At 68.7% G+C, this 23,898-nt stretch carries 22 protein-coding genes and 1 pseudogene; 10 read left to right on the top strand and 13 right to left on the bottom strand.

The features are described from left to right. Positions 1-50 precede the first annotated feature (50 nt). The 5 genes from efeU to OO71_RS03465 all read left to right on the top strand — a co-directional run bounded on the left by efeU (position 51) and on the right by OO71_RS03465 (position 4,892). A complete protein-coding gene (gene efeU / locus OO71_RS03445; RefSeq protein WP_033288129.1) occupies positions 51-899 on the top strand; it encodes an iron uptake transporter permease EfeU in 849 nt (282 codons plus the stop codon). A 26-nt stretch (positions 900-925) separates the two neighbouring features. Further along, a complete protein-coding gene (gene efeO / locus OO71_RS03450) occupies positions 926-2,053 on the top strand; it encodes an iron uptake system protein EfeO (protein ID WP_211260438.1) in 1,128 nt (375 codons plus the stop codon). Then, positions 2,050-3,303: an iron uptake transporter deferrochelatase/peroxidase subunit gene (gene efeB / locus OO71_RS03455; protein ID WP_033288131.1), complete on the top strand. Its 1,254-nt coding sequence runs from the start codon at positions 2,050-2,052 to the stop codon at positions 3,301-3,303. The genes efeO and efeB overlap by 4 nt, the downstream gene beginning before the upstream one ends. A 112-nt stretch (positions 3,304-3,415) precedes the next feature. After that, complete coding sequence (locus OO71_RS03460; protein WP_211260431.1) at positions 3,416-4,447, top strand: LLM class flavin-dependent oxidoreductase; 1,032 nt, start codon at positions 3,416-3,418, stop codon at positions 4,445-4,447. 34 nt (positions 4,448-4,481) lie between these two features. Next, a complete protein-coding gene (locus tag OO71_RS03465; RefSeq protein ID WP_033288133.1) occupies positions 4,482-4,892 on the top strand; it encodes a PPOX class F420-dependent oxidoreductase in 411 nt (136 codons plus the stop codon). Positions 4,893-5,467: 575 nt separating this feature from the next. Here the strand turns inward: OO71_RS03465 and OO71_RS49855 are convergent. The 9 genes from OO71_RS49855 to OO71_RS03510 form a co-directional block, all read right to left on the bottom strand. Beyond that, positions 5,468-5,614 (bottom strand): hypothetical protein, encoded by a 147-nt coding sequence (locus OO71_RS49855; protein ID WP_156096146.1) that lies wholly within the window; start codon positions 5,612-5,614, stop codon positions 5,468-5,470. A gap of 221 nt (positions 5,615-5,835) precedes the next feature. Next, positions 5,836-7,110, bottom strand: coding sequence for a glycosyltransferase family 87 protein (locus OO71_RS03470; RefSeq protein ID WP_162186021.1), 1,275 nt, complete (start codon positions 7,108-7,110; stop codon positions 5,836-5,838). Positions 7,111-7,381: 271 nt separating this feature from the next. Continuing rightward, entirely contained in the window at positions 7,382-7,942 is a 561-nt protein-coding gene (locus OO71_RS03475; protein WP_033288134.1) for a hypothetical protein, read from the bottom strand. Continuing rightward, positions 7,942-9,294 (bottom strand): hypothetical protein, encoded by a 1,353-nt coding sequence (locus OO71_RS03480; protein WP_033288349.1) that lies wholly within the window; start codon positions 9,292-9,294, stop codon positions 7,942-7,944. Before OO71_RS03480 ends, OO71_RS03475 begins: the two co-directional genes overlap by 1 nt. Continuing rightward, positions 9,294-10,097 (bottom strand): ABC transporter ATP-binding protein, encoded by an 804-nt coding sequence (locus tag OO71_RS03485; protein ID WP_033288135.1) that lies wholly within the window; start codon positions 10,095-10,097, stop codon positions 9,294-9,296. Before OO71_RS03485 ends, OO71_RS03480 begins: the two co-directional genes overlap by 1 nt. 21 nt (positions 10,098-10,118) lie before the next feature. Next, complete coding sequence (locus tag OO71_RS03490; protein ID WP_033288136.1) at positions 10,119-10,907, bottom strand: zf-HC2 domain-containing protein; 789 nt, start codon at positions 10,905-10,907, stop codon at positions 10,119-10,121. 41 nt (positions 10,908-10,948) lie between these two features. Beyond that, positions 10,949-11,503 (bottom strand): RNA polymerase sigma factor, encoded by a 555-nt coding sequence (locus OO71_RS03495; RefSeq protein ID WP_033288137.1) that lies wholly within the window; start codon positions 11,501-11,503, stop codon positions 10,949-10,951. A gap of 688 nt (positions 11,504-12,191) precedes the next feature. Next, positions 12,192-13,106 carry a nucleoside triphosphate pyrophosphohydrolase gene (locus tag OO71_RS03505; RefSeq protein ID WP_033288139.1) on the bottom strand — a complete coding sequence of 305 codons (915 nt, stop codon included), beginning with the start codon at positions 13,104-13,106 and terminating at the stop codon, positions 12,192-12,194. Further along, positions 13,103-14,110, bottom strand: a complete 1,008-nt coding sequence (locus OO71_RS03510) for a hypothetical protein (protein ID WP_033288140.1) — start codon at positions 14,108-14,110, stop codon at positions 13,103-13,105. Before OO71_RS03510 ends, OO71_RS03505 begins: the two co-directional genes overlap by 4 nt. A 324-nt stretch (positions 14,111-14,434) precedes the next feature. On the opposite strand from OO71_RS03510, the gene OO71_RS03515 reads away from it, so the two are divergent. Continuing rightward, positions 14,435-14,809: a hypothetical protein gene (locus OO71_RS03515; protein ID WP_033288141.1), complete on the top strand. Its 375-nt coding sequence runs from the start codon at positions 14,435-14,437 to the stop codon at positions 14,807-14,809. A 128-nt stretch (positions 14,810-14,937) separates the two neighbouring features. Beyond that, positions 14,938-15,909: a serine hydrolase gene (locus OO71_RS03520; RefSeq protein WP_156096147.1), complete on the top strand. Its 972-nt coding sequence runs from the start codon at positions 14,938-14,940 to the stop codon at positions 15,907-15,909. Here OO71_RS03520 and mfd read toward each other — a convergent pair whose 3' ends face one another. Next, complete coding sequence (gene mfd / locus OO71_RS03525) at positions 15,910-19,470, bottom strand: transcription-repair coupling factor (protein ID WP_033288351.1); 3,561 nt, start codon at positions 19,468-19,470, stop codon at positions 15,910-15,912. It lies immediately after the preceding gene. Between the two features lie 24 nt (positions 19,471-19,494). Then, positions 19,495-20,421, bottom strand: a complete 927-nt coding sequence (locus OO71_RS03530) for an LLM class flavin-dependent oxidoreductase (protein WP_033288142.1) — start codon at positions 20,419-20,421, stop codon at positions 19,495-19,497. Between the two features lie 84 nt (positions 20,422-20,505). Here OO71_RS03530 and OO71_RS46115 point away from each other — a divergent pair. Further along, positions 20,506-20,867, top strand: a pseudogene (locus tag OO71_RS46115) (MmyB family transcriptional regulator); the annotation flags it as partial. A gap of 17 nt (positions 20,868-20,884) precedes the next feature. Here OO71_RS46115 and OO71_RS03540 read toward each other — a convergent pair. Together OO71_RS03540 and OO71_RS03545 are read right to left on the bottom strand one after the other, a co-directional pair. Then, on the bottom strand, positions 20,885-21,391 hold the full coding sequence (locus OO71_RS03540; protein WP_033288143.1) for a DedA family protein: 507 nt from the start codon (positions 21,389-21,391) through the stop codon (positions 20,885-20,887). Then, positions 21,363-21,968 carry a class I SAM-dependent methyltransferase gene (locus tag OO71_RS03545; protein WP_033288352.1) on the bottom strand — a complete coding sequence of 202 codons (606 nt, stop codon included), beginning with the start codon at positions 21,966-21,968 and terminating at the stop codon, positions 21,363-21,365. The genes OO71_RS03540 and OO71_RS03545 overlap by 29 nt, the downstream gene beginning before the upstream one ends. Before the next feature lie 131 nt (positions 21,969-22,099). Here OO71_RS03545 and OO71_RS03550 point away from each other — a divergent pair, with 131 nt between their 5' ends. Both OO71_RS03550 and OO71_RS03555 read left to right on the top strand, forming a co-directional pair. Next, positions 22,100-23,233 carry a sensor histidine kinase gene (locus OO71_RS03550; protein WP_051790970.1) on the top strand — a complete coding sequence of 378 codons (1,134 nt, stop codon included), beginning with the start codon at positions 22,100-22,102 and terminating at the stop codon, positions 23,231-23,233. Next, positions 23,230-23,883: a response regulator gene (locus tag OO71_RS03555; RefSeq protein WP_033288144.1), complete on the top strand. Its 654-nt coding sequence runs from the start codon at positions 23,230-23,232 to the stop codon at positions 23,881-23,883. Before OO71_RS03550 ends, OO71_RS03555 begins: the two co-directional genes overlap by 4 nt. The last annotated feature ends 15 nt before the right edge of the window (positions 23,884-23,898 follow it).

Below are 23,898 nucleotides of genomic sequence, written 5' to 3' on the forward strand. Positions count from 1 at the left end.
CCTAAAACCATCTCATCGGGTTGTGCAGGTGGCCGCAGGAGGGCTGAACAGTGGTGTTTTCGAGCGCGCTCATCGGGCTGCGCGAAGGCCTCGAAGCCGCGCTCGTCGTGAGCATCCTGGTCGCCTTCCTCGTGAAAACCGACCGGCGGCACGCGCTGCGGTTCGTGTGGCCCGGGGTCGGGGCCGCTGTCCTGCTGTCGGTCGCGGTCGGCGCAATCCTCACCTACAGCACCGCGCAGCTGAGTTTCGAGCACCAGGAATTGCTCGGCGGAAGCCTTTCCATCGTCGCGGTCGGCTTCGTCACGGCGATGATCTTCTGGATGCGCAAGGCTTCCCGGCACATCGCGGCCGAGCTGCGCGGCAAGATGGAGAACGCGCTCAAGGTCGGTCCCGCAGCGGTATTGCTGCTGTCGTTCCTCGCAGTCGGCCGCGAAGGCCTCGAAACCGCCGTCTTCTTCTACTCCGCCGTGCAGACCGCGCAGTCCGACACCCTGCAGCCGCTGGTCGGGTTCGTGATCGGGATCGCCATCGCGATCGTGCTCGCGTACCTGCTCTACCGCGGCGCGGTCCGGTTCAACCTGGCCAAGTTCTTCACGATCACCGGTGTGCTGCTGGTGTTCGTGGCCGCCGGGGTACTCGGCTACGGCCTGCACGACCTGCAGGAAGCCGGGTTCCTGCCCGGCCTGACCACGCTCGCGTTCGACGCCTCGAGCACGCTGCCGGAGACCTCCTGGTACGGCGCGCTGCTCAAGGGGATCTTCAACTACTCGCAGCAGACCACCGTCCTGCAGGCGATCGCGTGGATCGCTTACGTGGTGATCGTGCTGCCGCTGTTCCTCAAGCCCGCCCCCAATAAAACCGAGACGGCGCCCGCCGCCCCGGCCACCGCCAAGGAGTGACCGTGCCCCAGTTCCGCAAGACCCCGATGGCCGTGCTCGCCGGAGTCGGTGCGCTTGTCGCGCTGACCGCCTGCGCCGGCACGAACTCCGCGTCCGGCCCGTCCGGCGCGACGGCGGGCGGGCCGATCAAGGTCGAGGCATCCGACACGGCGTGCGCGGTGTCCGCGACCACCGCGTCGGCGGGCAACCTGACCTTCGAGATCACCAACAAGGGCAGCAAGGTCACCGAGTTCTACCTCTACGCCGAGGGCGACCGGATCATGGGCGAGGTCGAGAACATCGCGCCGGGGCTGAACCGGCGGCTGATCGTCGAGGTGCCATCGGCCGGGAAGTACCAGACCGCGTGCAAGCCCGGCATGGTCGGCAACGGCATCCGCGGCGACTTCACCGTCACCGGCGGCGCGCAGACGCAGAACGACGCCAGCGCACAGAAAGCCGCCGCCACCAAGAGCTACGCGAGCTACGTGGAGAACAACAGCGCGGCACTGGAGACCGAGACGGCCAAGTTCGTCGACGCGGCCAAGGCGGGCAAGGTCGACGAGGCCAAGGCCGAATACGCGCGGACCCGCGTGTTCTACGAGCGGATCGAGCCGGTCGCGGAGAAGTTCGGCGACCTCGACCCGGCAATCGACGCGCGCGAGGCCGACCTCGAGCAGGGACAGCAGTTCACCGGCTTCCACCGGCTGGAGAAGGACCTGTGGACCACCGGGCTGAAGCCGGACAGCCCGCAGATCGCGGACAAGCTGCTCGCCGACGTGAAGAGCCTGGTCGCCAAGTCGAAGACGCTGGAACTGAGCGTGCTCGACCTGGCCAACGGCGCGAAGGGCCTGCTCGACGAGGTCGCCACCGGCAAGATCACCGGCGAGGAGGAGGCCTTCTCGCACACCGACCTGTGGGACTTCCAGTCCAACGTGGACGGTTCGAAGGGCGCGATCGCCGCCCTGCGGCCGATCCTGCAGGAGCGCAACGCGGCCCTGGTGTCCACTTTGGACAAGGAGTTCGCGAATGTGCAGTCGCTGCTGGACAAGACCCGTTCCGGCGACGGGTTCAAGTACTACAACGAGCTGACGCAGGACCAGATCAAGGCGTTCGCCTCGGCGGTCGACGCGCTGAGCGAACCGCTGAGCAAGGTGGCGGAGGTCGTGGCGAAGTGACGGAGGAAGGCACCCGGGTCTCCCGGCGGAAGCTCTTCGGACTGGCCGGCGCGGGCGTCGCGCTGGCCGGAGCAGGCGCGGCGGCCGGAGTCGGCTTCGACCACCTCGGCTCGCCCGCCGAGGCTGCCGCGTCCACAGTGGACTTCCACGGCGAACACCAGGCCGGCATCGTCACGCCGACGCAGCAGAACCTGCATTTCGCCGCATTCGACGTGACCACCAAGGACGTCGGCCAGCTACGGCAGCTCCTGCGCACCTGGACGGCGGCGGCCCGGCAGATGACGGCAGGCCAGGACGTCGGCCCGGACGGCGCGCTCGGCGGGTCACCGCAGGCCCCGCCGGACGACACCGGCGAGGCGCTCGGCCTGCCCGCCTCGGACCTGACGCTCACGATCGGCTTCGGCCCTTCGCTCTTCGACGGCCGGTTCGGCCTTGCCGCGAAACGCCCGCCACAGCTGGTCGACCTGCCGTTGTTCCCGAAGGACAAGCTCGACCCGGCCCGCAGCGGCGGTGACCTGTGCATCCAGGCTTGCGCGAACGATCCGCAGGTCGCCGTGCACGCGGTACGCAATCTGGCGCGGCTCGGCTTCGGGGTCACCGAGGTGCGCTGGTCGCAGCTCGGTTTCGGGCGCAGTGCGTCGACGTCGCGGGCGCAGCAGACGCCGCGCAACCTGTTCGGGTTCAAGGACGGCACCAACAACGTCAAGGCCGAGGACACCGACATGCTGCGCGACCAGGTGTGGGCGCAGGCCGGGGACGGGCAGGCGTGGATGGCCGGCGGCACGTACCTCGTCGCACGCCGGATCCGGATGCACATCGAGACCTGGGACCGCGAGCCGCTTTCCGGGCAGGAGCAGATCGTCGGGCGCGCCAAGGGAACCGGCGCACCGCTCGGTCAGGCCGCCGAGTTCGACCAGGTAGACCTGCAGGTCGGCGGCGCCGGTGGCGCACCCATGATCGCGGACGACGCACACATCCGGCTCGCGTCGCACCAGACGCTCAAGGGCGCGCGGATCCTGCGCCGCGGGTACAACTTCGTCGACGGTTCCGACGGCGTCGGACATCTCGAGGCGGGGCTGTTCTTCCTGGCGTTCAACCGGGACACGCGCACGCAGTACGTGCCGATGCAGCAGGCGCTGTCGTCGAAGGACGCGATGATGGAGTACGTGCAGCACACCGGTTCGGCGCATTTCGCGGTCCCACCGGGGCTGACGCCTACGTCGAATTGGGGAGACGGGCTTTTCTTGTAGTCCTGGGTACAAAGCTGCGCTTTTGCGCCAGTGTGTGGGAGCAATTGCCGACGCTTCGTTTGATCCGCGACAGTACTTTACGTCGTTTGTTGTGGCGTAAGGAGTTGCTGTGGTGCGATTCGGGGTGTGGGCCGTCGTTTATGGGTCGTGGGGTCCGTTCGACCACCCGGACGACCCGGTGGACGCAAGCTGGGAACGCAACCGGCGGCTGATCGTCGAGGCCGACCGGCTCGGCTTCGACTCGACGCTCATCGCACAACACGTGGTCAACCCCTTCGGCGACGAGCTGGACCAGCTGGAGACGTGGACGTCCGCGGCCGCGCTGGCTGCACTCACCGAGCGGATCGAGATCATCGCGGCGATCAAGCCGTATCTCGTGCATCCGGTCGTGCTGGCGAAGCAGGCGCTGCAAATCCAGCAGATCAGCGGCGGACGGTTCGGGCTGAATCTCGTGAATGCTTGGTACAAACCGGAATTGGAGCGCGCGGGTATCCCGTTCGCCGCGCATGACGCGCGTTATTCATATGGTCGCGAATGGATCAGCGTGGTCCGCGGGTTGCTTTCCGGAGAACGGGTTACCTTTGCGGGCGAGCATTTCCAGGTCGACGGCTACCAGCTACGCCCGGCCGATTCGGCGCCGACGATCTACGTCGGCGGCGAATCCGACCCGGCCCGTGCGCTGGTAGCGGACAAGGCGGACGTGTGGTTCATCAACGGCCAGCCGCGCTCCGAGGTGTCCCGCCTGATCGCGGACGTCGCAGCACGCCCCCGCTCGGGCGCCCCGGTGCGGTACGGACTCTCGGCGTTCGTGGTGGCCCGCCCAACGGACGCGGAAGCCGAAGCGGAACTGGCGTCACTGTGGGAACTGGCCGAAGCGGGCAAGGCCCGCTGGGAGGCTCTTGTCGCCGACGCCGACCCGAAGGCAGTGATGTTCCAGACCTTCGCGAAGTACCCGCACATCGGCACGAACGGCGGTACCGCGGCCGGTCTGGTGGGCAGCTACGACACGGTGGCGCAGCGGATCCGGGAGTGGGCGGACCTGGGGATCGAGACGTTCATGCTGCAGTTCCAGCCCTTCGAGAGCGAGATGCGGCGGTTCGCCGAACACGTGATCCCGCGGGTACGCGCGCTCGTCCCGGCTTGACTTCAGGTCCACTTGAACTTGCATCGTGGGGGACATGTTCACCGATGCAGAACTCAGCTACCTCGCCGACCAGGACCTAGGCCGCCTCGCCACCCAACAACCGGACGGAACACTGCAGGTCAGCCCGGTGTCGTTCACCTGGAACCCGGACGCGAAAGCCATCGACGTGACCGGGTACGGGCTGACGAGGAGCCGGAAGTACCGCAATGTCGAAGCCAACGGCCGAGTCGCCTTCGTAGTGGACGACCGCCCGTCCCTCACCCCGATGCGCGTGCGCTGCCTGGAAATCCGAGGCCGCGCAGAAGCCCTGCCCACAGCTTTCCCCCCGGACGGCCACCTGGACGGCGCAGTGATCCGCATCCACCCGGAACGCATCGTGAGCTTCGGCATCGACGACCCAGACCACGACCCGATCGAGCTGACGCCGAACAACCGCAACGTCTGACTCAGTGGAACCCGCCCCTGCCTGTGGGCGGGTTCTGTCTGTTGTGGACTTTGGTGACGGGGCCCGCCCTTACCCTCGGGAGGGGCGGGTTCTGTCCGTTGTGGACTCTTTGCTTGCTGGGCTGTGGGCTTGATGGAGTGGCTTACGGCGACGAGTCGGCCGTCGCTGCCGCACCCCACCATCCCTACCCCAGTCGACCCGGGTTGGCTACCCCCGCCCGACCCCGATTGACTATCGCTGCCCCACTGGATCCCGATCGGTTATCCCCGCCTGCCCCTCCCCGGCACTGCCATGCCCGACCCGGCGGCGACCCGCCCGGCCTCGGCGCCGCCCCGGGCCAAGCCAGTCTGGCCTGCCCTGCTCGGCCGTGCCTGCCTGCACAGCCCTCCTCGGCATCTCCCTCCCCGGCACTGCCCCGCCCGACCCGGCAGTGACCCACCCGACCTCGACACCGCCCCGGGCCAACCCAGCCAGGCCTACCCCGCTCGACCATGTCTGCCCGCACAGCCCTCCCTGCCCTGCCCGGCCCCTGCCCGGGGCGGGGCAGGGCCGGGCACAGCCGGAAGCCAGCCACCTCAGCGGCAGCTGCCGATTGCCGTGTACATAGCCGTTCCGGCGACGAACAGGACTCCTGCCATCCACCACGCTGCCGGGTTGTCCGGGGCGGTCATCGGCCATGCGGCGATGTCGGAAAAGCTCGGGTCGGCGCGCGGGACGGCCACTGGCTGCTGACCCGCCGCTCCGTCAGCGATCCCGCCGAGATCGCCGATTGCCGGTGCTTCGGCCCCGCCACATCCACGAACTGGCACGCGTCGCCAAAGCCGCTGGGCAGCCGCCACGAAAAACGGGAATCCACACCCCGCCTGACATCTCCCACCTCCACCGAAATCCGCAGACTGCTCAACCCCGAGCACGTGCCAGCCCACCACCGACGACGCGGCCATCACGAAATGTCGTTGCAGCGCTGAGGAACAGAGGGATGCTGAGCGGGTTTCCGATGCTGCCGAATCGGTTCGGGACGGTTGGCGTGGCGACGAATCAGCCGGAGAGCACTCACCACGAGCAGAGTCAGAGCAATCAGCGGGTAGGTGTTGACCGCCACATGCATCCATCCCGTCCAGGGGCCTTCGGCAGGTGTGAAAACCTGCGGGCCGACCAGGAGAAGCACAATCAACGTACCGATCGAGTAGCAGGTCAGGTTGCGTACGCGTTCCGGACGGCCCGCGCTCGCAGGCAAGGCACTCGCCGCGAACGCCACCAGCGCAGGCGCCACCCACACCCAGTGCGCAGTCCATGACAGTGGCGAAATCAGCAGCGCCGCGGCCCCGTTGGCCAGCATCGCGATCTCGGGACCGACCCGCCGCATGATCACCACCGAAGCAGCCAGGATCAGGCCCACGAGCGCGATCCAGGTCACCGTGTGCCAGTCCGGCGAGAGGCCGAGCCGATGCAGCCCGGCTGCGATGGTCTGATTTTCCCGGCTGACGATGCCGACCGGCCCGAGGAACACGCCACCGAACCAGAATCGGATCGATTCGGCAGGCAGGACGACGAACATGACCGCGGTCGCCGTCACGGCGGTGATCGCCGCGGTGAGGGCAGCCCGGAAGTCCCGGCGTACCAGGAAGAACAGAACGAAAGCAGCGGGGGTGATCTTTATCGCGACCGCGATCCCGATCAACAGTCCTCGTGGCCACCTCGGATTTTTCACCAGGCAATCGGCAGCGACCAGCGCCATCAGCCACAGATTCACCTGCCCTTGCCCGATGTTGTTGCGAACGGGTTCCAGCACCATCAACAACGGCATGAGCGCCACGGTGATCTGCAGGCAACCGCGGGCACCACCTTGTGGCCAGACCCCACGCAAAACCGCATAGCAGGTGAATCCCAGGCAAGCGAGTGAAAGCAGCACCGACAGCGCCGCTGCCGCCGGAAACGGTAGCGCTGCGAACACCGACAGCGGAAGCAGCGCAAACGGAGGGTAGATGAATCCGGGAGTGCCACCTGCATAAGTCGCCGGCAACGACCCGTACGGGTCCAGGCCGTGCCACCAGGCCAGAACACCTTGATAGAAGCTGTGCAAATCAGTGAAACGGCCGCGGTAACCAAGAACCAGTAATCCCAGAAGGACGAGAACGACCGCTCCGAAAACTGCTATTGTTCGTCCGGTCGACGCACCGGCAACTATCCGGATCCAGAGTGCAAGCCGGTCAACCACTCCCCTTGTGCGGGGTACTCGTCCAGTTTTCGCATCATTCGCAGATTCCATGTCCGGCTAGACGCCGGCTAAGGAATGAAAGGTTCTCCGAAAAATATAATAGTGGTCACAACATTGCCAGGGATAGCTGAGGTGACGTGAGTCGATAAGGCGTCGCAAATTCAGCGTGATGCAGGCCTGCGGACCAGCCGTCGCAGGTGTCTGTTCAGACAAGAGCGTCAGCAGGTGTGCTTGGCCGCAGACACTGCAGTGCTGATCGAACCCTGTTGTGTCAGCGGCGGGCGCCGACCGCGGTATACGTTGCGGTTCCGACGAGGAACAGGGCTCCGGCCATCAACCACGCCGTCGGGTTTTCGGCTGAAAGCGTCGGCCAGGCGAGCATGTCCTGCAGCCCTGGCTTGCCCGGTACGAACTGCGCCATCAGGACCCAGCCCAACGGCAGGATCCAGCAGAAATACCCGCCGAAGAAAGTGGCGGCCAGGCCGGTCAGGCCCATGAGCCCGGCGGCTTCGCGGACGATCCAAGCGGTTTCCAGTTGGACATCGCCGACGCTTTGCACTGCCAGCGCAGCCCCGACCGTTACCGCCCCCAGCAGCAGGATGTGTCCCAGCCGCCGGGGTGGCCAGCCGAATGCGGCGGTGCGGTCGAGATCGAGGTCCTGTCCACTGAGGCCGGCACCGGCCATTGCGATTGCCGAGCCGAAGACGATCGCCGCAAACCTCGGCGACCAGGCATCGCCCAGGGCCAGACAGAGCACGACGACGCAGATCACCAGTGCTGCCAAGGACACGAGCACCCGACGGGAACGCACGTACAGCGCAAGCCAGCCCATCAGTGCCTCCCCTCGGTGAGCGCCTTCAGCGGGTCGCCCGAGCAGGTGAGCTCGAGCTGCCTGGCCGCGGCGACTCGGGCGGTCTGCTCTGCTTCCGGCAATGCCTTCAGAGTCGCCCAAGCCGGGTCCGCCAGTGCCTTCAGCGGAGGGTCGGAGACGGGCGTTGGCGGGGTGTCCGAACCGAGCAGCCATTGGCTCATCACCCAGCGTGCAGCGTCCTCGCGATCGTTCTTGTCCCCGCCATACGATGCTCCTGCGCACCTCGGCGTCCCGGCCCCGGAGAGCAAGGCCGCCGTGAGCGCACGACCGCTTTTCCCGCGCAAGGACCACTCGTCCCGCCGAACCAGCAGCCGGGCGGGGTCTCGGGGACCGGCCTCGGTGTTGGAGTACGGCACAATCGACTCCTCGAAGCGGGACGGATGCTGCGGCAGTTTTTCCAGCTTCTGCAGGGCTTCCTTGGCCGGACCGGACACAGTGGACAGCCAGTTCTCGTGCAGCCGGGTGACACACACCGGACCGTCGCAGACGAGGGCGCTCGCCGCTTTGTCGACGGTCACGTTGCCGGCGTGCGCAGCAGGGAAGACCGGCAGCGCGATCGCCAGTCCGGCCGCGACCGGAAGCAGCGCGAGCAACCGGGACCGCACCGAACCGGCCAGCAGCAACAGGAAACCGGTGAGCGCGAGCCCGCACAGCCAGAACAGCTGCCCGATCTGCACCGACGACGCGGGCGGGGCGAAGGGGCTGGTCAGCGCAGCCGGCGCAATGCCCAGCAGGGCAACCGAGTTCGGGATCGGCGAAGAATCCGGGTTCGCGTTCGCCAATTGCAGGAGAAGCACGGTCACGAACGCGAGCACGGCCGACGCCGGTGCAGTGACCGGGTATGGCAGCAGTCTGCCGAGGCCGAGCCCCAGCGTCGCCCCTGCGACCACCGACAGCACCCCGAGCACGATCGGGACCAGCCACGAAGTGGTGAACAGCCCGCCGGCCGCGACGACCTGCCCTGCTCCGGCTGCGATGATCACCAGGTATCCCGCGACCGCCATGAGCCCAACGGCGAGCCCGAGTGTGACCGCGCGGTGCCCGGCAGGCCGGGGCGTGGACCCGAACAACTCCTCGACTCCGGAGCGTGCGTCCCGCGTGCCCTGGAGCACCGCGGCACCGACGATGATCGGCCACAGAAAAATCAGCAGGTAACGCGACCACTGCACCGCATTGAGCCACTCGCGGTTCCAGGCCACCGAACCAAAGGTGATCGTCCCCCCTACGACGATGAACGCTGCCGCCACCACCAGCATCGCCACCGGGACCCAAAGTGCGACTGTGCGCCGCAGCTCCAGCCGAAACACGCTCATCACCACGACCCCTTCCCCGGCTCGTGGCCGAGCAGCGCCGAGTAGCCACGCTCGGTGGGGCTGTCACCCACGTCCGAGTCGCTGCCCGCTGCGGCAAGGTCGTCCGGGGTGCCTTGGAACACCAGCTTGCCGGCGGCGAACAGGACCACGTCCGAGCATGCCGTGGCGACATCCTCGACCAGGTGCGTGGACACGACGATGCAGGCGTCCCGGCCGATTTCCTGCATCAGCTCCCGGAACCGCACCCGCTGCGCCGGATCGAGGCCGGCAGTGGGCTCGTCGAGCAGCAGGACGTGCGGGTCGTTGACGATCGCCTGCGCGATGCCGACCCGCCGGACCATGCCGCCGGAGAGGGTCTTCATCTTGTCGTCGGCGCGGTCGGCGAGGCCGACGCGCTCGATCGCGCGTTGCACCGCACCGGGTACCTCCCGCTTCGGCATTTCCTTGAGCCACGCCATGTATTCGACGAACTCGCGGACGGTGAACCGCTTGTAGTACCCGAACGTCTGCGGCAGGTACCCGATCCGGCGGCGCAGGCGGCGCTGGTCGATGCGCCCCCCGACCGGCTCACCGAGCAGCTCCAGCCTGCCCTCCGTCGGCCGCAGCACCGTCGCCAGCGTGCGGATCAGCGTGGTCTTGCCAGCCCCGTTGGGGCCCAGCAGCCCGTGCACCCCCGTCCCGAGCTTGAGGTCCAGGCCGTCGACCGCCATCCGGCTGCGGCCGACCCGTACTTTCAGTTCCTGTGCCTGGATTTCCCAGGCGTAGGTCGCCGGAGCGACCTCGGCGGCTTCCACAGCACGCATCGGTTTCCCCTCTCGTTTCCGTCAGTTGTGTGGCGCGAGCCGGGTGAAGGTGTTCCGGCGGAACACCACGAACGCGGCGGCGACGGCCGCCGCAGCGAGCCAGCCCGGCCACGTCGCCGGCGCCAGCAGGACCGATTCCCCGAGCGACACGGTCGGCAGCACGAGCGCGCCCAGCCACAGCCCGACCATGATCGACGCCGCCCAGCCGACGCCGATGAACGTGCCGAGCGCGAGCGTTCCGGTGGTGAACGCGAGACTCGGCAACAGACTGAAGCCCATCTCCGCACCGATCAGCCATCCGGCCATCAGCAGCACTGCGACCACCGGCAGCAACACCGCCGTGGTGCGCCTCAGCACCAGCTCCAGACCGGCACGCGGGGTGCCCGCGGTGAGCTCGTACGCCGGATCCAGCCCACGGGCCCACGCCGCCGCCACCCCGAGCACCGGCAACACCGGAGCGAAGATCTGCACGAACGACAGCGCCCAAAAAGACGAACGGTCGAAGAAGACCGACAGCACGCCGACCGCCAGGACCATCAGCAACCACGGCACCATCACCGGCGTCGCCCAGCAGTGCAGCAATGCCCTGACCCGGTTGCGCTTCGGCTGCGGGGGCACGGCGAGATCCGGTTCCAGCCGTGCCCACACGCCGTCCAGCAGGCCGGCCACCTCGGTGGTGGACACTCCCGCGAGCCGGGCACGGCACTGCGCACACTTCTCCAGGTGCCCCTCGACCGCCCATTCCTCATCACCCGGCAGTTCGTTCCCGGCTGCATAGGTGGTGAGCATCCGGTCGGTTACGTGGTGCACGGCTTGACCTCCCTCAGACAGACCTGGTCGCTCGACGTCCTTCACGACAGCGCCTCCCGCATCACGATCCGGGCCCGCCGCGCCCGTGTCTTGACGGTGCCCTCTGGTAGCCCCAACAGGATCGCCGTCTCCCGGACCGACAATCCGTCGAGGGCCATGGCCTGCAGGACCTGGCGTAGTTCGGGCGCCAGAGTGCGCAATGCATCGCCGACTGAATCGCCGACCGTGCCGGCCAGCGCCACTTCCTCCGCGGCCGGCGCGGCCTTCGGTCCCTGTATTTCGGGCGGCGGCTGCGCGTGGTGCGCACGGCGGCGGAACGCGTCGACGAGCCGGCGCGCCGCGATCGTCCACACCCAGCCGACCGCGGAGCCACCCGTGACCACCCCGGCGAACGAGCCCGCGGCCCGCCAGACAGCGAGGTACGTCTCCTGCATCACCTCAGCGACGATCTGCTCGTCGGCACAACGGCGGCGCAGGCGAACGGCGAGCCACGGCGAGGTGCGGCGGTACAGCTCTTCGAACGCCGCACGGTCACCGCGGGCGATGCGCCGGAGGAGGTGTTCCTCGTCCGGCTCGCTGGGTGGCTTGTGCTTCACATCCGGCAAGACGCCACCTCGGGGCTTCTGGTTCTCGAGTTTGAGTGATCTGGATCACATTTGCCGAGTCGGAGGGGGTTGCGGCTCGGCTACCAGGAGGAATCGTGCCCGGGGAAGTGGATCAGCGGCGAAGGGTGGCGGGTGGCGTCCGTCGTGTGGGTGACACGCGAAGGTGGCCCGGGTGGGCTCGAGGGGCTCGATCAGGGGCGGGCTGGCGACGGGGAAGAGCGGCTCGGGCGCATGTCGGCGAGGCCCGATGATCGCGACAGCGGGCAACACGGGCCGAGGGGCGGCTCGATCGTCACGGCTGCGGTCACGCAAGCGGTGAACGACTCGATCGCCACTGACGCAGCCGCCCAAGCCGAGAAGCGGCTCCAGCATCACCGGTCCAGCCACACGAGCTCGTGAACGACTCGATCGCCGCTGATCCAGCCGCCCAAGCCGGGGTCTGACTCCGAGCGCCGCTCACGTCGGGGTGAGATTCTCAGTGCTACTCGGGCCACGCGGGCTGGAAGCGACTCAACTCACGCCCAGAACGCCCAGCACATCCAGAACTGCCACCCAGGCAATGCGCGCCCAGCGAACAGCTCAGTCGACGTCGCCCGTACGAACGTTCACGACCCAGCGACTGCCGGACGATCACTCCACGCAGCGGGGAGGCTCGCGAAGCCCCAACCAAGCAGAAACCTCAACCAGCTGGCCAGAACTTCCGCCAGCCTTCCGCCTCCAGCGTCGCAGGCTCAACCCCCGCAGCGCGAGCCGCCGCCTCTGCGGAGCGGATGTTCCGGGCGAACTGCTTGGCCACCGACCGCAGTTCGCCCTCTGGGTCGAGGCCTCCTCGGCGGGCCGTCGCGGCCGTGCGGAAGAGCTGGGCGGCTGCGGACGTGCCCTCCGGGAAGAGGTCCAGCGGGATGCCCGCCCGGCCGCTGCGGTGGCCCAGTTTTCCGGCCAGTGCGACCGCGGGCTGGCCCATCGCGACTCCGTCCACAATGGACTTACGGCGCTTCTCCACCTGCTTCAGCTCTTCCCACCGCAGCTCCTGATGCTCGGCCGTGGCGACCCGGGCAGCGTCGGCGAAGACGTTCGGGTGGCGGCCGACCAGCTTGGCCACCAAACCGGCTGCCACGTCGTCGATCGTGAACGGCGCGCGGGGGTCCTCGGCGGCGACGCGGGCGTGGAAGAGGACCTGCAGGAGCACGTCACCGAGTTCTTCGCGCAGTGCCTCGTGATCGCCTTCCTCGATGGCGTCGAGGAGTTCGTACGTCTCCTCCACCAGGTACTGCCGCAGCGATTCGTGCGACTGCCGTGCGTCCCAGGGACAACCGCCCGGCGAGCGCAGGCGGTCCATCACCTCGACGGCTTCGACCAGCGGCGGTACGGGCGTCTCGATGACCTGCGCGCCCGCGGCGATCAACGCTGCCGCAGTGGGTTCGGTACGCGAGGCCGTCAGCAGGACGATGCCCTGAACCGACGGCGCTTGCGTGACGGACGGGACGCCGTACTGCGCCGCATCGAGGTCGGTACCGGCGTAAACCGTGCCGCTGCGCAAGATCGGGAGCGCTGCCGCGGGCAGCGTCGCCCCGTGGACGAGGACGACGGTCACTGCTGCGCCGGGGCACCGCCGTGCAGCGGCACGACCACGCCCGCAGCCTCGGCCGCGCTCGGGGCGAGGTCCATGCCGACCGGGTCCCAGACGCCGTAGCGCGGGTTGATCTTGAAGTCCACGTCACCGACGAACGGCTGCAGCATCCGCACCCCGATCGCGCTCAGCTGCGCGGGGGTCGGCTGCTGGACCTGGTCGGTGGCGACCTTCTTGTCCGTGGTCCGCTGCCGCACGACCGCGGCCACCCACCACGTCGGCGACTGCTGCGGGTTCGGCTGGAACGCGATGGCGCTGTTGGCCGGCGCACCGAACAGTACGGTGGCGGCGTCCTGAGGCGACGACAGCGCGGGCGCCTGCTGTCCGACGTTGCCCTGCGCTCCGCCCTGTACCTCGGCGCGGATGGCGTTCGGGTTCTTCGCGTACTCCTCGGCCTTCGCGATCGCCTGGCTGCGCGCGGTCTTCGGGTCGATCGACGGCGACTGGCTGTCTGCGGTGGGCGCGCCGATGCTGGTGTAGTCGAAGTTGACCGCAAGCGTGGGCAGGTACTTCGCGGCGAGTTTCTGCTGGAGGTACTGGTCGGTGATGGCTTCGCGGTGGTCGCGCAGCCGCCACACGAGCTGGGTGATCGCCGACGCCTGGTCGACCGTGACGGCCTCGGGCACCGGGGTGGCGAGCGGGTCCTGCAGCATGGCCTCGCCGATGGTGGCCTCGTCGGCGGTGATGCCTTCCTTCTGCGCCGCCTTCGTGACGACCTGGTGCAACAGCGCCTGCCGGACGATCTCGCGCCCGACATGGTCGAGCTGATGCCGGGCGGCGAGCTGACGCGCGTAGGGCTGTTCCCGGATGGCGCGGTCGAGCAGACCCTGGACCTGGTCGATGGTGGTGACCTGGCCGTCCACGACCGCCGCCGTACCCACCTGACCGGGACCGGCACCGCATCCGGCGAGGAGAAAAGCTCCGGCAACGACTGCGCCCAGCGCGCGGCGGCGCCCCATGATCCGCATCACAAGCACTACCCTCTCACACGCCTGCCCCGGAAACGCAACAACGTCCGCCCAGCTCCTGGACCGTTATCGAGGAAGCCCGGCGACCCGGGAACGACAGGGCCTCCCCGCGCGCTCCACTCGGATGCGTTCTTGATCAAGGCAAGGGCCCAGCCGGCGCGCCGGAACTGGTTCCGTATCACGGCCCGCGCAGAGCCAGCCCCTTCATCGCAGCCAGTTGTTCGGGCGCAACACGCTCACGAGCCGGGGCAACGCACCTCATCGAGCGGGCCGCCGGAACTTTCCCTGGTTGGCGCAACATTCAGACCGGCATATTGTCGATATATGGACTCTTGGCTGTCGATCGAAGTCCTCGACGGGGTGTTCGCGGCCGGCGCGTGGCAGCGAGCCCACGGGGACCGGCTCACCGAGGCTGCGCTCACCAATGGCGCCGAGCAGTGGGCCTGGCACGTGCACCACTGGGGCGTGACGCTCGAGATCGAGTTTTCCTCCGAGGACCGCCGGGATCGTTTCCGCCGTCTGCCCGCGGTGATTGCTGCGCTCGATGCCGTCCCGGATCCCGAACGCGGGCTGCTCGTGTACCCGGGGCGCGGCGGCGGTTCGGGTGCCCGCGTGCCGCGGCGTCCCCGGCCGTTGCCGATGGCCGGGGCCGGGGCGCTGCCGACCCCGCACGAGGAGGTGTCGCTGCGGCTCGGCTGACCGTCCGCAGTGGACGGAGCAGGCATCCGGCGTTGCCCAAAAGTGTCATCGTGGCCGAAAACGCCACAATCGTCCGGCGGAGCGGCTACGTTCGCGGATACCGACATTCCCGGAAGATTGGTGTCCACATGGCTGAACTGGTGAACCGGCGAACCATGATCGGGATCGGCGGGGCGGTCGCGGCCACCGCGATGCTGAATGCCACCCCCGCCACCGCGGCCGAGGATTCCCCGGACCGGCGGGTGAGGTGGGTTTACGGAAGCCAGTCGCGGCGAGCCGGTGGGACGTGGAATTCGTACCTCACCGTCGCAGGCGAAACGGCAATCGAGGACAAGGCCGACGAACTCGTCGAGGCCTACAGCGTCAACAAAGTCGCCGTCGCGACCGCCGTGCTGGACAAGGTCGACCGCGGCCTGCTCAAGCTGGACCAGCGCCTCGAGGTCACCGACGAAATCGTCATTCACGACGACGACGGCATTTTCGGGCTGGACGGCGCGTACCCGAGCTCGGTCACCATCGGACACGCGCTCGCGATGCTGCTGACCGTGTCCGACAACACCTCGGTGCGCCTGTGCGGCCTCGTCTGCCCGTCCGCCGAGATCAACGAAATCCTTGCCGCGAAAGGCTTTCCGAAGACCCAGGTGAAGCCGGTGGCCAACCCGAACCGGTTCTACCTCGGCAAGACCACCCCGCGCGAAATGCACGACCTGCTCAAGGCACTCGTGGGCGGAACCCTGCTTTCCGCAGCATCCACCGCATACCTGCTGAAGATTCTGCGTTCGCCGGTCGCTTTCACTGACGGAATCCGGCGCACGATGTCGTCAGCCGAGCGCGCCCGCGTGGCCACGAAAGCAGGCTGGTTCGCCGACGGACGCAACGAAGCCGGGATCATGTTCGACGCCGCGGGCAAGCCGGTGCTGATCTACTCGATCTTCGCGCACGGCCAGGCCGACGCCGACAACTTCGGCGCCACCCATCCCGCCCTCGAAGCCCGCGCGGTGATGGGCCGCGCGTTCTTCGACGCGGTGCAGCGGCTGAGCCCACCGAGCACCGCGCGGGCCTTCACCACTCCGGAATACCGCCCCTCCAACGGCGGGTGATCACACCGCCGCCGGGGTTTTGGTGAGCTGCGTGAGCAGTTTCGTGCACCAGTCGAGCAGCTCCTGATCCCGCAGCACCGGTGCACCCATCCGGCCGCCCGCCGGGCCTTCGGTGGGCTTCGGCACCGACACCGTGTTGGTGACCGCCTTGTACATCGCCTTGGGGTACAAGCGTTTCAGCCGCACCATCTGCGAATCCGCCAGCGGCAGCGGAGCAAAGCGAATGGTGTTGCCCTGCACCGCGACCTCGGTGACCCCGGCCGCCCGGCAGGCGTGCCGGAAGGTCGCGACCGAAAGCAGCCGCGTGACCGGCGCCGGCGGCTGGCCGTAGCGGTCGACGAGCTCCTCGCGGACCGCGTCGAGCGACTCGGTGTCCGGCGCCGACGCGATCTTGCGGTACGCCTCCAGGCGCAGCCGCTCGCCGGGTACGTAGTCGTGCGGGATGTGCGCGTCGACCGGCAGGTCGACGCGGACCTCGGCCAGCTCTTCCTCCTCCGCCGGACCCGCTCCCGCATGCCGCCGGAACGCCTCGACCGCTTCGCCGACCAGCCGCACGTACAGGTCGAACCCGACGCCTGCGATGTGCCCGGACTGTTCCGCGCCGAGGATGTTGCCCGCCCCGCGGATTTCCAGGTCCTTCATCGCAACCGCCATCCCCGCGCCCAGTTCGGTGTTCTGCGCGATGGTGGCCAGCCGGTCGTGTGCCGTCTCGGTGAGCGGCGCTTCCGGCGGGTACAGGAAATACGCGTACCCACGTTCGCGACCCCGCCCGACGCGCCCGCGCAACTGGTGCAACTGAGCGAGGCCGAGCATGTCGCCGCGTTCGACGATCAGCGTGTTGGCGTTGGAAATGTCCAGCCCGGTTTCGACGATCGTGGTGCACACCAGTACGTCGTACTCGTTCTCCCAGAAGCCCTGGATGATCTTCTCGAGCTTGTCCTCGTTCATCTGCCCGTGCGCGGTGACGACGCGCGCCTCCGGCACCAGCTCACGGATCCGCCGCGCTGCCTTCTCGATCGACGACACGCGGTTGTGCACGTAGAACACCTGGCCGTCACGCAGCAGTTCGCGGCGGACCGCAGCGCCGACCTGCTTGTCGTCATACCCGCCGACGTAGGTGAGGATCGGATGCCGGTCTTCCGGCGGCGTCAGGATGGTGGACATCTCGCGGATACCGGCCAGCGACATCTCGAGCGTTCGCGGGATCGGCGTTGCCGACATCGTGAGCACGTCGACGTGCGTGCGCAACGCTTTGATGTGTTCCTTGTGCTCCACGCCGAACCGCTGTTCCTCGTCGACGATCACAAGGCCGAGGTCTTTGTACCGGATCCCGGTCTGCAGCAGCCGATGCGTGCCGATGACGATGTCGACCTCGCCCTCGGCCAGCTGTTCCATGGTCCGGTCGGCCTCGGCCTTGTGCGTGAACCGCGACAACCCCTTGATGGTGACCGGAAACGACCGCATCCGCTCGGTGAAGGTGTTGATGTGCTGTTGCGCGAGCAGCGTGGTGGGCACGAGCACGGCCACCTGCTTGCCGTCCTGCACCGCCTTGAACGCCGCGCGCACGGCGATTTCGGTTTTGCCGTACCCGACGTCGCCGCAGATCACCCGGTCCATCGGCACGCCGCGTTCCATGTCGGCCTTGACCTCGTCGATGGCCGCCAGCTGGTCGTTGGTCTCGACGAACGGGAACGCGTCCTCCAGCTCGGACTGCCACGGGGTGTCCGCGCCGAACGCGTGCCCTGGCGCGGCCTGCCGGGCGGCGTAGAGCTGCACCAGCTCGGCGGCGATCTCCTTGACCGCCTTTTTCGCGCGGGCCTTGGTGTTCTTCCAGTCCGACCCACCGAGCTTGTTGAGCGTGGGCAGCTCACCGCCGACGTAGCGGGACACCTCGTCGAGCTGGTCGGTGGGCACGAACAGCCGGTCTCCGGGATGGCCGCGTTTGGACGACGCGTACTCCAGCAGCAGGTACTCCCGCGTGGCACCGGCGACCGTGCGCTGCACCATCTCCACGAACCGGCCGATGCCGTGCTGGTCGTGCACCACGTAGTCGCCTGCCTTGAGCGCCAGCGGATCGACCGCGCCCCGGCGGCGCGACGGCATCTTGGTGTTGAGGTCCTTTGTGGACGTTCCGGCCGTCGCCCCGCGGCCGGTGAGATCGGCCTCCGACAACACGACCAGCGCGCGTTCCGGCGACACGAAGCCGTCCGAGAGACCGCCGCAGGTGACCGTGACGACCCCGGAAGGCGGCGCTTCGGGGAGTGAATCCGCCTGCTTCGCCGGGACTTCCGCGGCCAGCAGCTGCTCCACCGCACGGCTCGCGGTGCCCTGCCCGGCGACGACGAGCACGCCGGTGCCGCCCGCGGCAAGGTGCGCGCGCAGGTCGGTCATCGCCCGCTCCAGCTCGCCCCGATACGCCGGGGCGGGCTCGATGCCGACCTGGTAGACATCCGGGTCTTCGCTGGTCAGCTGTGTGAGGGTCCACCACGGACGCTTCGTGTCCTGCGCGTGCGCGGCGATCCCGGCCAGGTCTCGATACGCCGACGCGCCGAGGTCGATCGGCGCCTGCCCGCCTGCCGCGGCGGTGGTCCAGGACGCTTCGAGGAACTCCTGCCCGGTACGCACGAGATCGGCCGCCCGGGCGCGGATTTTCTCCGGATCCGCCAGCAGGACATGGCTACCCACCGGCATCGCGTCGGTGAGCAGTTCCAGGTCGCCCTCGCACAGCACCGGGATGAGGGCTTCCATGCCTTCCACCGGAATGCCGCCGGACAGCTTGGTGAGCATTTCGGCCAGGTGCGCGTCGGCCTCGTACGTGGTGGCCAGGTCGGCCGCACGCGCCTTCACGTCGGGCGTGAGCAGCAGTTCCCGGCACGGCGGCGCGGTGACCCGCTGGATCTCGCCCGGCAGCGACCGCTGGTCCGACACCGCGAACGCGCGGATCTCGCTGACCTCGTCGCCCCAGAACTCGACCCGGACCGGATGCTGTGCCGTCGGCCCGAACAGATCGAGAATCCCGCCGCGGACCGCGAACTCGCCGCGTTTCTCGACCATGTCCACGCGCGTGTACGCGAGTTCGACGAGCCGCTCGAGCAACCCGTCGAAGCTCTGCTCCTCACCCACCACGAGGTCGATCGGCGCGAGCGAACCCAGCCCGGGCGCCATGGGCTGGATCAAGCTGCGCACCGTGGCGACGACCACACGCAGCTCGTCGTCGCCGGTGTGCAGCCGGCGCAGCACCTCCAGCCGCCGCCCGACCGTGTCCGCCCGTGGTGAAAGGCGCTCGTGCGGCAGCGTCTCCCAGGACGGGAAGTCGGCGACCCGGTGGCTGCCGAGCAGCGCGGCGAGGGAAGCGGTGAGCTCGTCGGCTTCGCGCCCGGTGGCGGTGACGGCCAGCACAGAACGGCCCGCGCCGCCGCGCTCGGGGTCTTCGGCCAGCGCGGCGGCGACGAGCTGGCGCACGGTGACGGCGCCCTGCAGTTCGAGCAGCGGGGCGCCGGCGCGTTCGACTACCCCGCGCAGGGCCGGGTCGGGAAGGGTGGCTTGGAGGAGTCCGGACAGTACAGCGTCGGTCACCGTCCCAGCCTACGTCCCGGCACCGACAGTCTTGGCGATCACCTCGGCCAGCAGCGGCAACTGCCGCTCGACGGCGCCGGGTTCGATCGAGCCGACGCGCGGCAGCACGTGCTCGGCACCGGCGTACCGGCGGATTGCTTCGGCGACCTCGTCGACCGAGCCGGTCGCCGTCGCCTGGATGGTGCTGATCACCGACAGCGGACGCCGGTAGGTCGCCTTTGCGTAGGTCTCCAGGACCTGACGTCCGCGCCGCACATCGGGATCGACGTACCCGGTGAAGAACAGCGACGGCGTAATCGCGCGGTCGGTGGCAGCGCGGATGGTCGCGAGGCCGGACGCGTAGTCCGCTGGATCCGGCGGGTACGGGAGCCATCCGTCGTAGTGCGCGGCCGTGCGCCGGAGCGCGGCCGGGGTGGCGCCGCCCAGCCAGATCGGCGGGCCGCCGGGACGCGCGGGCCGGACCGCCGGGGGCAGCCAGTCGTAGTGCAGCACCTTGCCGCGGAACGAACGCGGCTCGCCGGTCCACAGCTCCCGCCAGAGCGCGACCACGTCGTCCAGATGCGAGAACCGGGTCCGGAATTCGACCCCGGCCAGGTCGAACTCCGGTTCGCTGAACCCCGGGAACCCCGCCCCGACGCCGACCACCAGCCGCCCTTCGGACATCAGGTCGAGCGACGCGAGCGTCATCGCCACCTGCACCGGGTTGCGGTTCGCGGGGAGCAGCACGGCGGTCCCCACCGTGACGCGTTCGGTGGCCTGCGCGACCGCGGTGAGCAGCGTGAGCGGTTCGATCCGCGGCCGCGAAAGCGAGTCACCCGCCCAGATCGACGCGAATCCGAGCCGTTCGGCTTCGCGGGCCAAGGCGACGAGCGCACGCGGGGTGCCGCCAGCTTCCAGCTGTGCCTGTCCAGCGGGAAGAAGAAGTCCGAATTCCATGCTCCCGACGATCCAGGGTGCCCCGGCGTCCCGGCAATTCCCCTGGAGGGAATGGCCGACGCACTCAGGCACCGGCGAGAATCACGTGACTGTCCACCCCGAGGGATGGTGGTGCGCGTGGCGGAAGCGCTCGGGCTGCCGCTGCGCGAGCGCAACGCGTTGCTGCTGACCGCCGGATACGCGCCGGTCTACCCCGAAACCCTGCCCTCACGCCGGTGCTGGACTCGCTGCGTGCCCTGCTCGACGGGCATCGGCCATACCTGGCACTGGTCGTCGATCGGTACGGCGACCTGGTCGCGGTGAACGACGCGTTTGGGCTGCTCACCGAGGGTGTTGCGGCGGAGTTGCTGGAACCGGCGGTCAATGTGCTCGGGATGGCGTCGCGGATCGGCAACTTCGCGGACTGGGCGCAGCACGTCCTCGAACGTCCTCGCCGGGCGCTGGCCGCATGGGCCTGACCTCCTCACGGCGCGACCCACCCCGTGACCTGGCCGATCGTCAGCTCCACCCCGGCCCACAGCACCGCCGCGCACAGGCTCCCGGTAAGGAAGCGGCGGTACGACAGCCCCGCCGAGCCCGCCACGCGCGGCACGAGAGTGCGTACACCGGCAAGGCAGCGGCCGAGAACCACAGCAGGCACGCCGTACCGCGCGACGGCGGCTTCGGCCTTGTCCCACCGCTGTGCGCCGATCCGCCGCCCGACGCGGGAACGGCGTAACCGTGGTCCCAGCACCCGTCCTTCCCAGTACGCGAGCTGGTCGCCAGCCACTGCGGCCACGACGCACACCGCGAGCGTCGGCCACAGCTGTAACGTCCCGCGCTGCACGAGGAAACCCATGAGCAGCAAGGTGGACAGCGTCGGCAGCACGATGCCGGGTAACAGCGCCGTCTCCGCCATGATCACCAGTGCGCAGATGCAGTAGACAAGCGGCGCGGGAGCGTCAAGAAGCGGCTGAAGCAGGCTGTCCATACCGGTCCAGTCCCGAGCGCACGGGCAACGCTGCGCGGTACACGTACGCGGGCGGCAGGTTCTGCCACACCACACTCGTGCGCGTAACGACTGCGAAGCGGCTTCGCAGCAGCTGTGCGAAGCGGCGTGCTGGCGGTGTCCATGCGGTGTGCGCGTACGCGAAGGTCGCGAAGCGGCCTTGGGGCGAAAGCACACCACAGGCAGCGTCCAGTACCGCGGCTTGCCGTGCGGCAGGCATGGCTGTCCACGGCAGACCCGAGACAACCACGTCGACCGGCATGGTCACGTACGCAGCGACGTGCTCCGCGGACCCCTCGGCGACGTGCAGCCTCGGGAAGCGGTCACGTAGCTCCTGTACAAGGTGGCGGTTGATCTCGACCGCGGTGAAGTGCGCGTCGCGCCGAAGCAGGCGAAGCACTGCTTCGGTGAAGACGCCCGTACCTGGACCCAGCTCCACGACGCTGTGTGCGCTCTCGACGCCCAACCCGGCGGTCATCATGCCGGCGAGTTGCGCGGAGCTGGCCGCGATCGCGCCGGTGCGCATCGGGTGGCGGAAGAACTCCCTGGTGATCGACATGTTCTCGACGGTATGGAGCACTTCGATCATCGCGGATCGGCTCGATCGGCCGGAAATGTCGTCCGCTCGGAGGACGGCTGCCATCCTCCGGTACGACGCGCGCGACGACGTACACGGGTTAGGTTCACTTCGTGCGTCGACTGGTCACATGGGCACGCGGGCGGCCCTGGGTGCTGGACCTGCCGCTGTACGCCGTCTTCGTGCTCCTCGGGCCCAACATCATGACGAACCGGCCCTGGATCGAGCAGATGGTCCCGATGCTGTTCCTGCTCCCGCTGTTGCTGCGTCGCCGCTACCCGCGCATAGCTGCGGTGTGGATCCTCCTCGGCGTGGCAGCCGTCTACACGAACGGACTGTGGGCGTACGACCGCGGCCGTAGCGAACTCGCGATGGCAGTGGTCCTGTACACGCTCGTCAAGGCGGGCGACCGGTGGTTCATCCCCGTCATGGCCGCCATCATCGGGCTCGACATGCTGTGGGGCTTCACTTGGGGCACGCAAAGCCCCACGCTCACCGTCGTCGGCGCGCTGCCCCTGCACATCGCAGCTTGGGCGCTCGGCGCCTTCTTCCGCACGAAGGTGAAACTCGCCGCAGAAGAACAGCTACGCGACGAGCTGACAGTGTCCGAAGAACAGGCCCGCAGTCGCGCTGCGATCGCCGAAGAACGGACGCGCATCGCGCGCGAGCTTCACGACGTACTCGCACACAGCATGAGCGTGATCGTGCTCAACGCCGAAGGCGCGAAGCTCGCACGCCACCGTGATCCGGAAGCTGTCGACCGTACGCTCGACACCATCGGCGCTACCGGACGCGCCGCGCTCGCAGAGCTGCGCCGGCTGTTGGAGGTGATGCACGCAGGAGAACCCGCGCGTGCTCCCCAGCCGACGCTCGACCAGTTGCGCACGCTCGTCACCCAGTCCGGCCGCGACGTCACGCTCGAGGTGGACGGCGACATCGCCGACCTGCCCGCCGGCGTCGCCCTGCAGGCGTACCGCATTGTCCAGGAGGCGCTGACCAACATGCTCAAACACGCTCCGGCCGACGCGACCGGAACGGTCCGGGTCACCTTCGCCGGTCCGGAAGTCCACGTGGAAGTGACCAATTCCGGTGGCGGGCAACCGGTTGCGGCGGGCTTGCCGGGGTCCGGCCGCGGGCTGACCGGCATGGCCCAGCGCGTCGAGCTGTACCACGGCAAGCTCGAAACCGGCGCGCTCCCCGGCGGCGGGTACCGCGTGTCGGCGACGCTGCGGACGGACGCCGCATGACGTCGGTGCTGATCTGCGACGACCAGGAGCTGGTGCGCGTCGGGCTGCGGATGATCGTGGACAGCCAGCCGGACCTGCAGGTGGTCGCCGAGGCCGGGGACGGTGCGCAGGCCGTCGAGCTCGCCCGGCAGCAGCGGCCGGACCTGGTGCTGATGGACGTGCGGATGCCGGTGCTCGACGGCGTCGCGGCGACCGCGCAGATCTGCGCCGAGCTGCCGGACACGTCGGTGCTGGTCATCACCACGTTCGACCTCGACGAGTACGCGTACTCCGCGCTCCGCGCCGGCGCGAGCGGATTCCTGGTGAAGGACGCGCCGTCGGACGAGATGCTGGTGGCGATCCGCGGCGTGCTGCGCGGCGACTCGATGGTGTCGCCGTCGGTCACGAAACGCCTGCTCGACCGCTACCTCAGCGCCGACCGGACCCCGCTCGACGAGCAGAAGCTGGAGACCCTCACCGAACGCGAGAAGGACGTGCTCGGCCTGATCGCGCGCGGACTGTCGAACACCGAGATCGCGCAGACGCTGTTCATCGGCGAAACCACGGTGAAAACGCACGTCGGACGGCTGCTGGGCAAGCTCGGCCTGCGCGACCGGGTGCACGCGGTGGTGTTCGCGTACGAGTCCGGATTGGTTCGTCCCGGCGGCTGAATCAGGCATGCTGGA

The organism is Amycolatopsis jejuensis (assembly GCF_000717335.1).
Taxonomy (GTDB): Bacteria; Actinomycetota; Actinomycetes; order Mycobacteriales; family Pseudonocardiaceae; genus Amycolatopsis; species Amycolatopsis jejuensis.

Coding starts and splice junctions, on each gene's coding strand:
- efeO (WP_211260438.1), top strand. CDS start 926: ATGGCCGTGCTCGCCGGAGTCGGTGCGCTTGTCGCGCTGACCGCCTGC.
- OO71_RS03465 (WP_033288133.1), top strand. CDS start 4,482: ATGTTCACCGATGCAGAACTCAGCTACCTCGCCGACCAGGACCTAGGC.
- OO71_RS03475 (WP_033288134.1), bottom strand. CDS start 7,942: ATGGGCTGGCTTGCGCTGTACGTGCGTTCCCGTCGGGTGCTCGTGTCC.
- OO71_RS03480 (WP_033288349.1), bottom strand. CDS start 9,294: ATGAGCGTGTTTCGGCTGGAGCTGCGGCGCACAGTCGCACTTTGGGTC.
- OO71_RS03485 (WP_033288135.1), bottom strand. CDS start 10,097: ATGCGTGCTGTGGAAGCCGCCGAGGTCGCTCCGGCGACCTACGCCTGG.
- OO71_RS03510 (WP_033288140.1), bottom strand. CDS start 14,110: ATGCGGATCATGGGGCGCCGCCGCGCGCTGGGCGCAGTCGTTGCCGGA.
- OO71_RS03515 (WP_033288141.1), top strand. CDS start 14,435: ATGGACTCTTGGCTGTCGATCGAAGTCCTCGACGGGGTGTTCGCGGCC.
- OO71_RS03520 (WP_156096147.1), top strand. CDS start 14,938: ATGGCTGAACTGGTGAACCGGCGAACCATGATCGGGATCGGCGGGGCG.
- OO71_RS03530 (WP_033288142.1), bottom strand. CDS start 20,421: ATGGAATTCGGACTTCTTCTTCCCGCTGGACAGGCACAGCTGGAAGCT.
- OO71_RS03540 (WP_033288143.1), bottom strand. CDS start 21,391: ATGGACAGCCTGCTTCAGCCGCTTCTTGACGCTCCCGCGCCGCTTGTC.
- OO71_RS03545 (WP_033288352.1), bottom strand. CDS start 21,968: ATGTCGATCACCAGGGAGTTCTTCCGCCACCCGATGCGCACCGGCGCG.
- OO71_RS03555 (WP_033288144.1), top strand. CDS start 23,230: ATGACGTCGGTGCTGATCTGCGACGACCAGGAGCTGGTGCGCGTCGGG.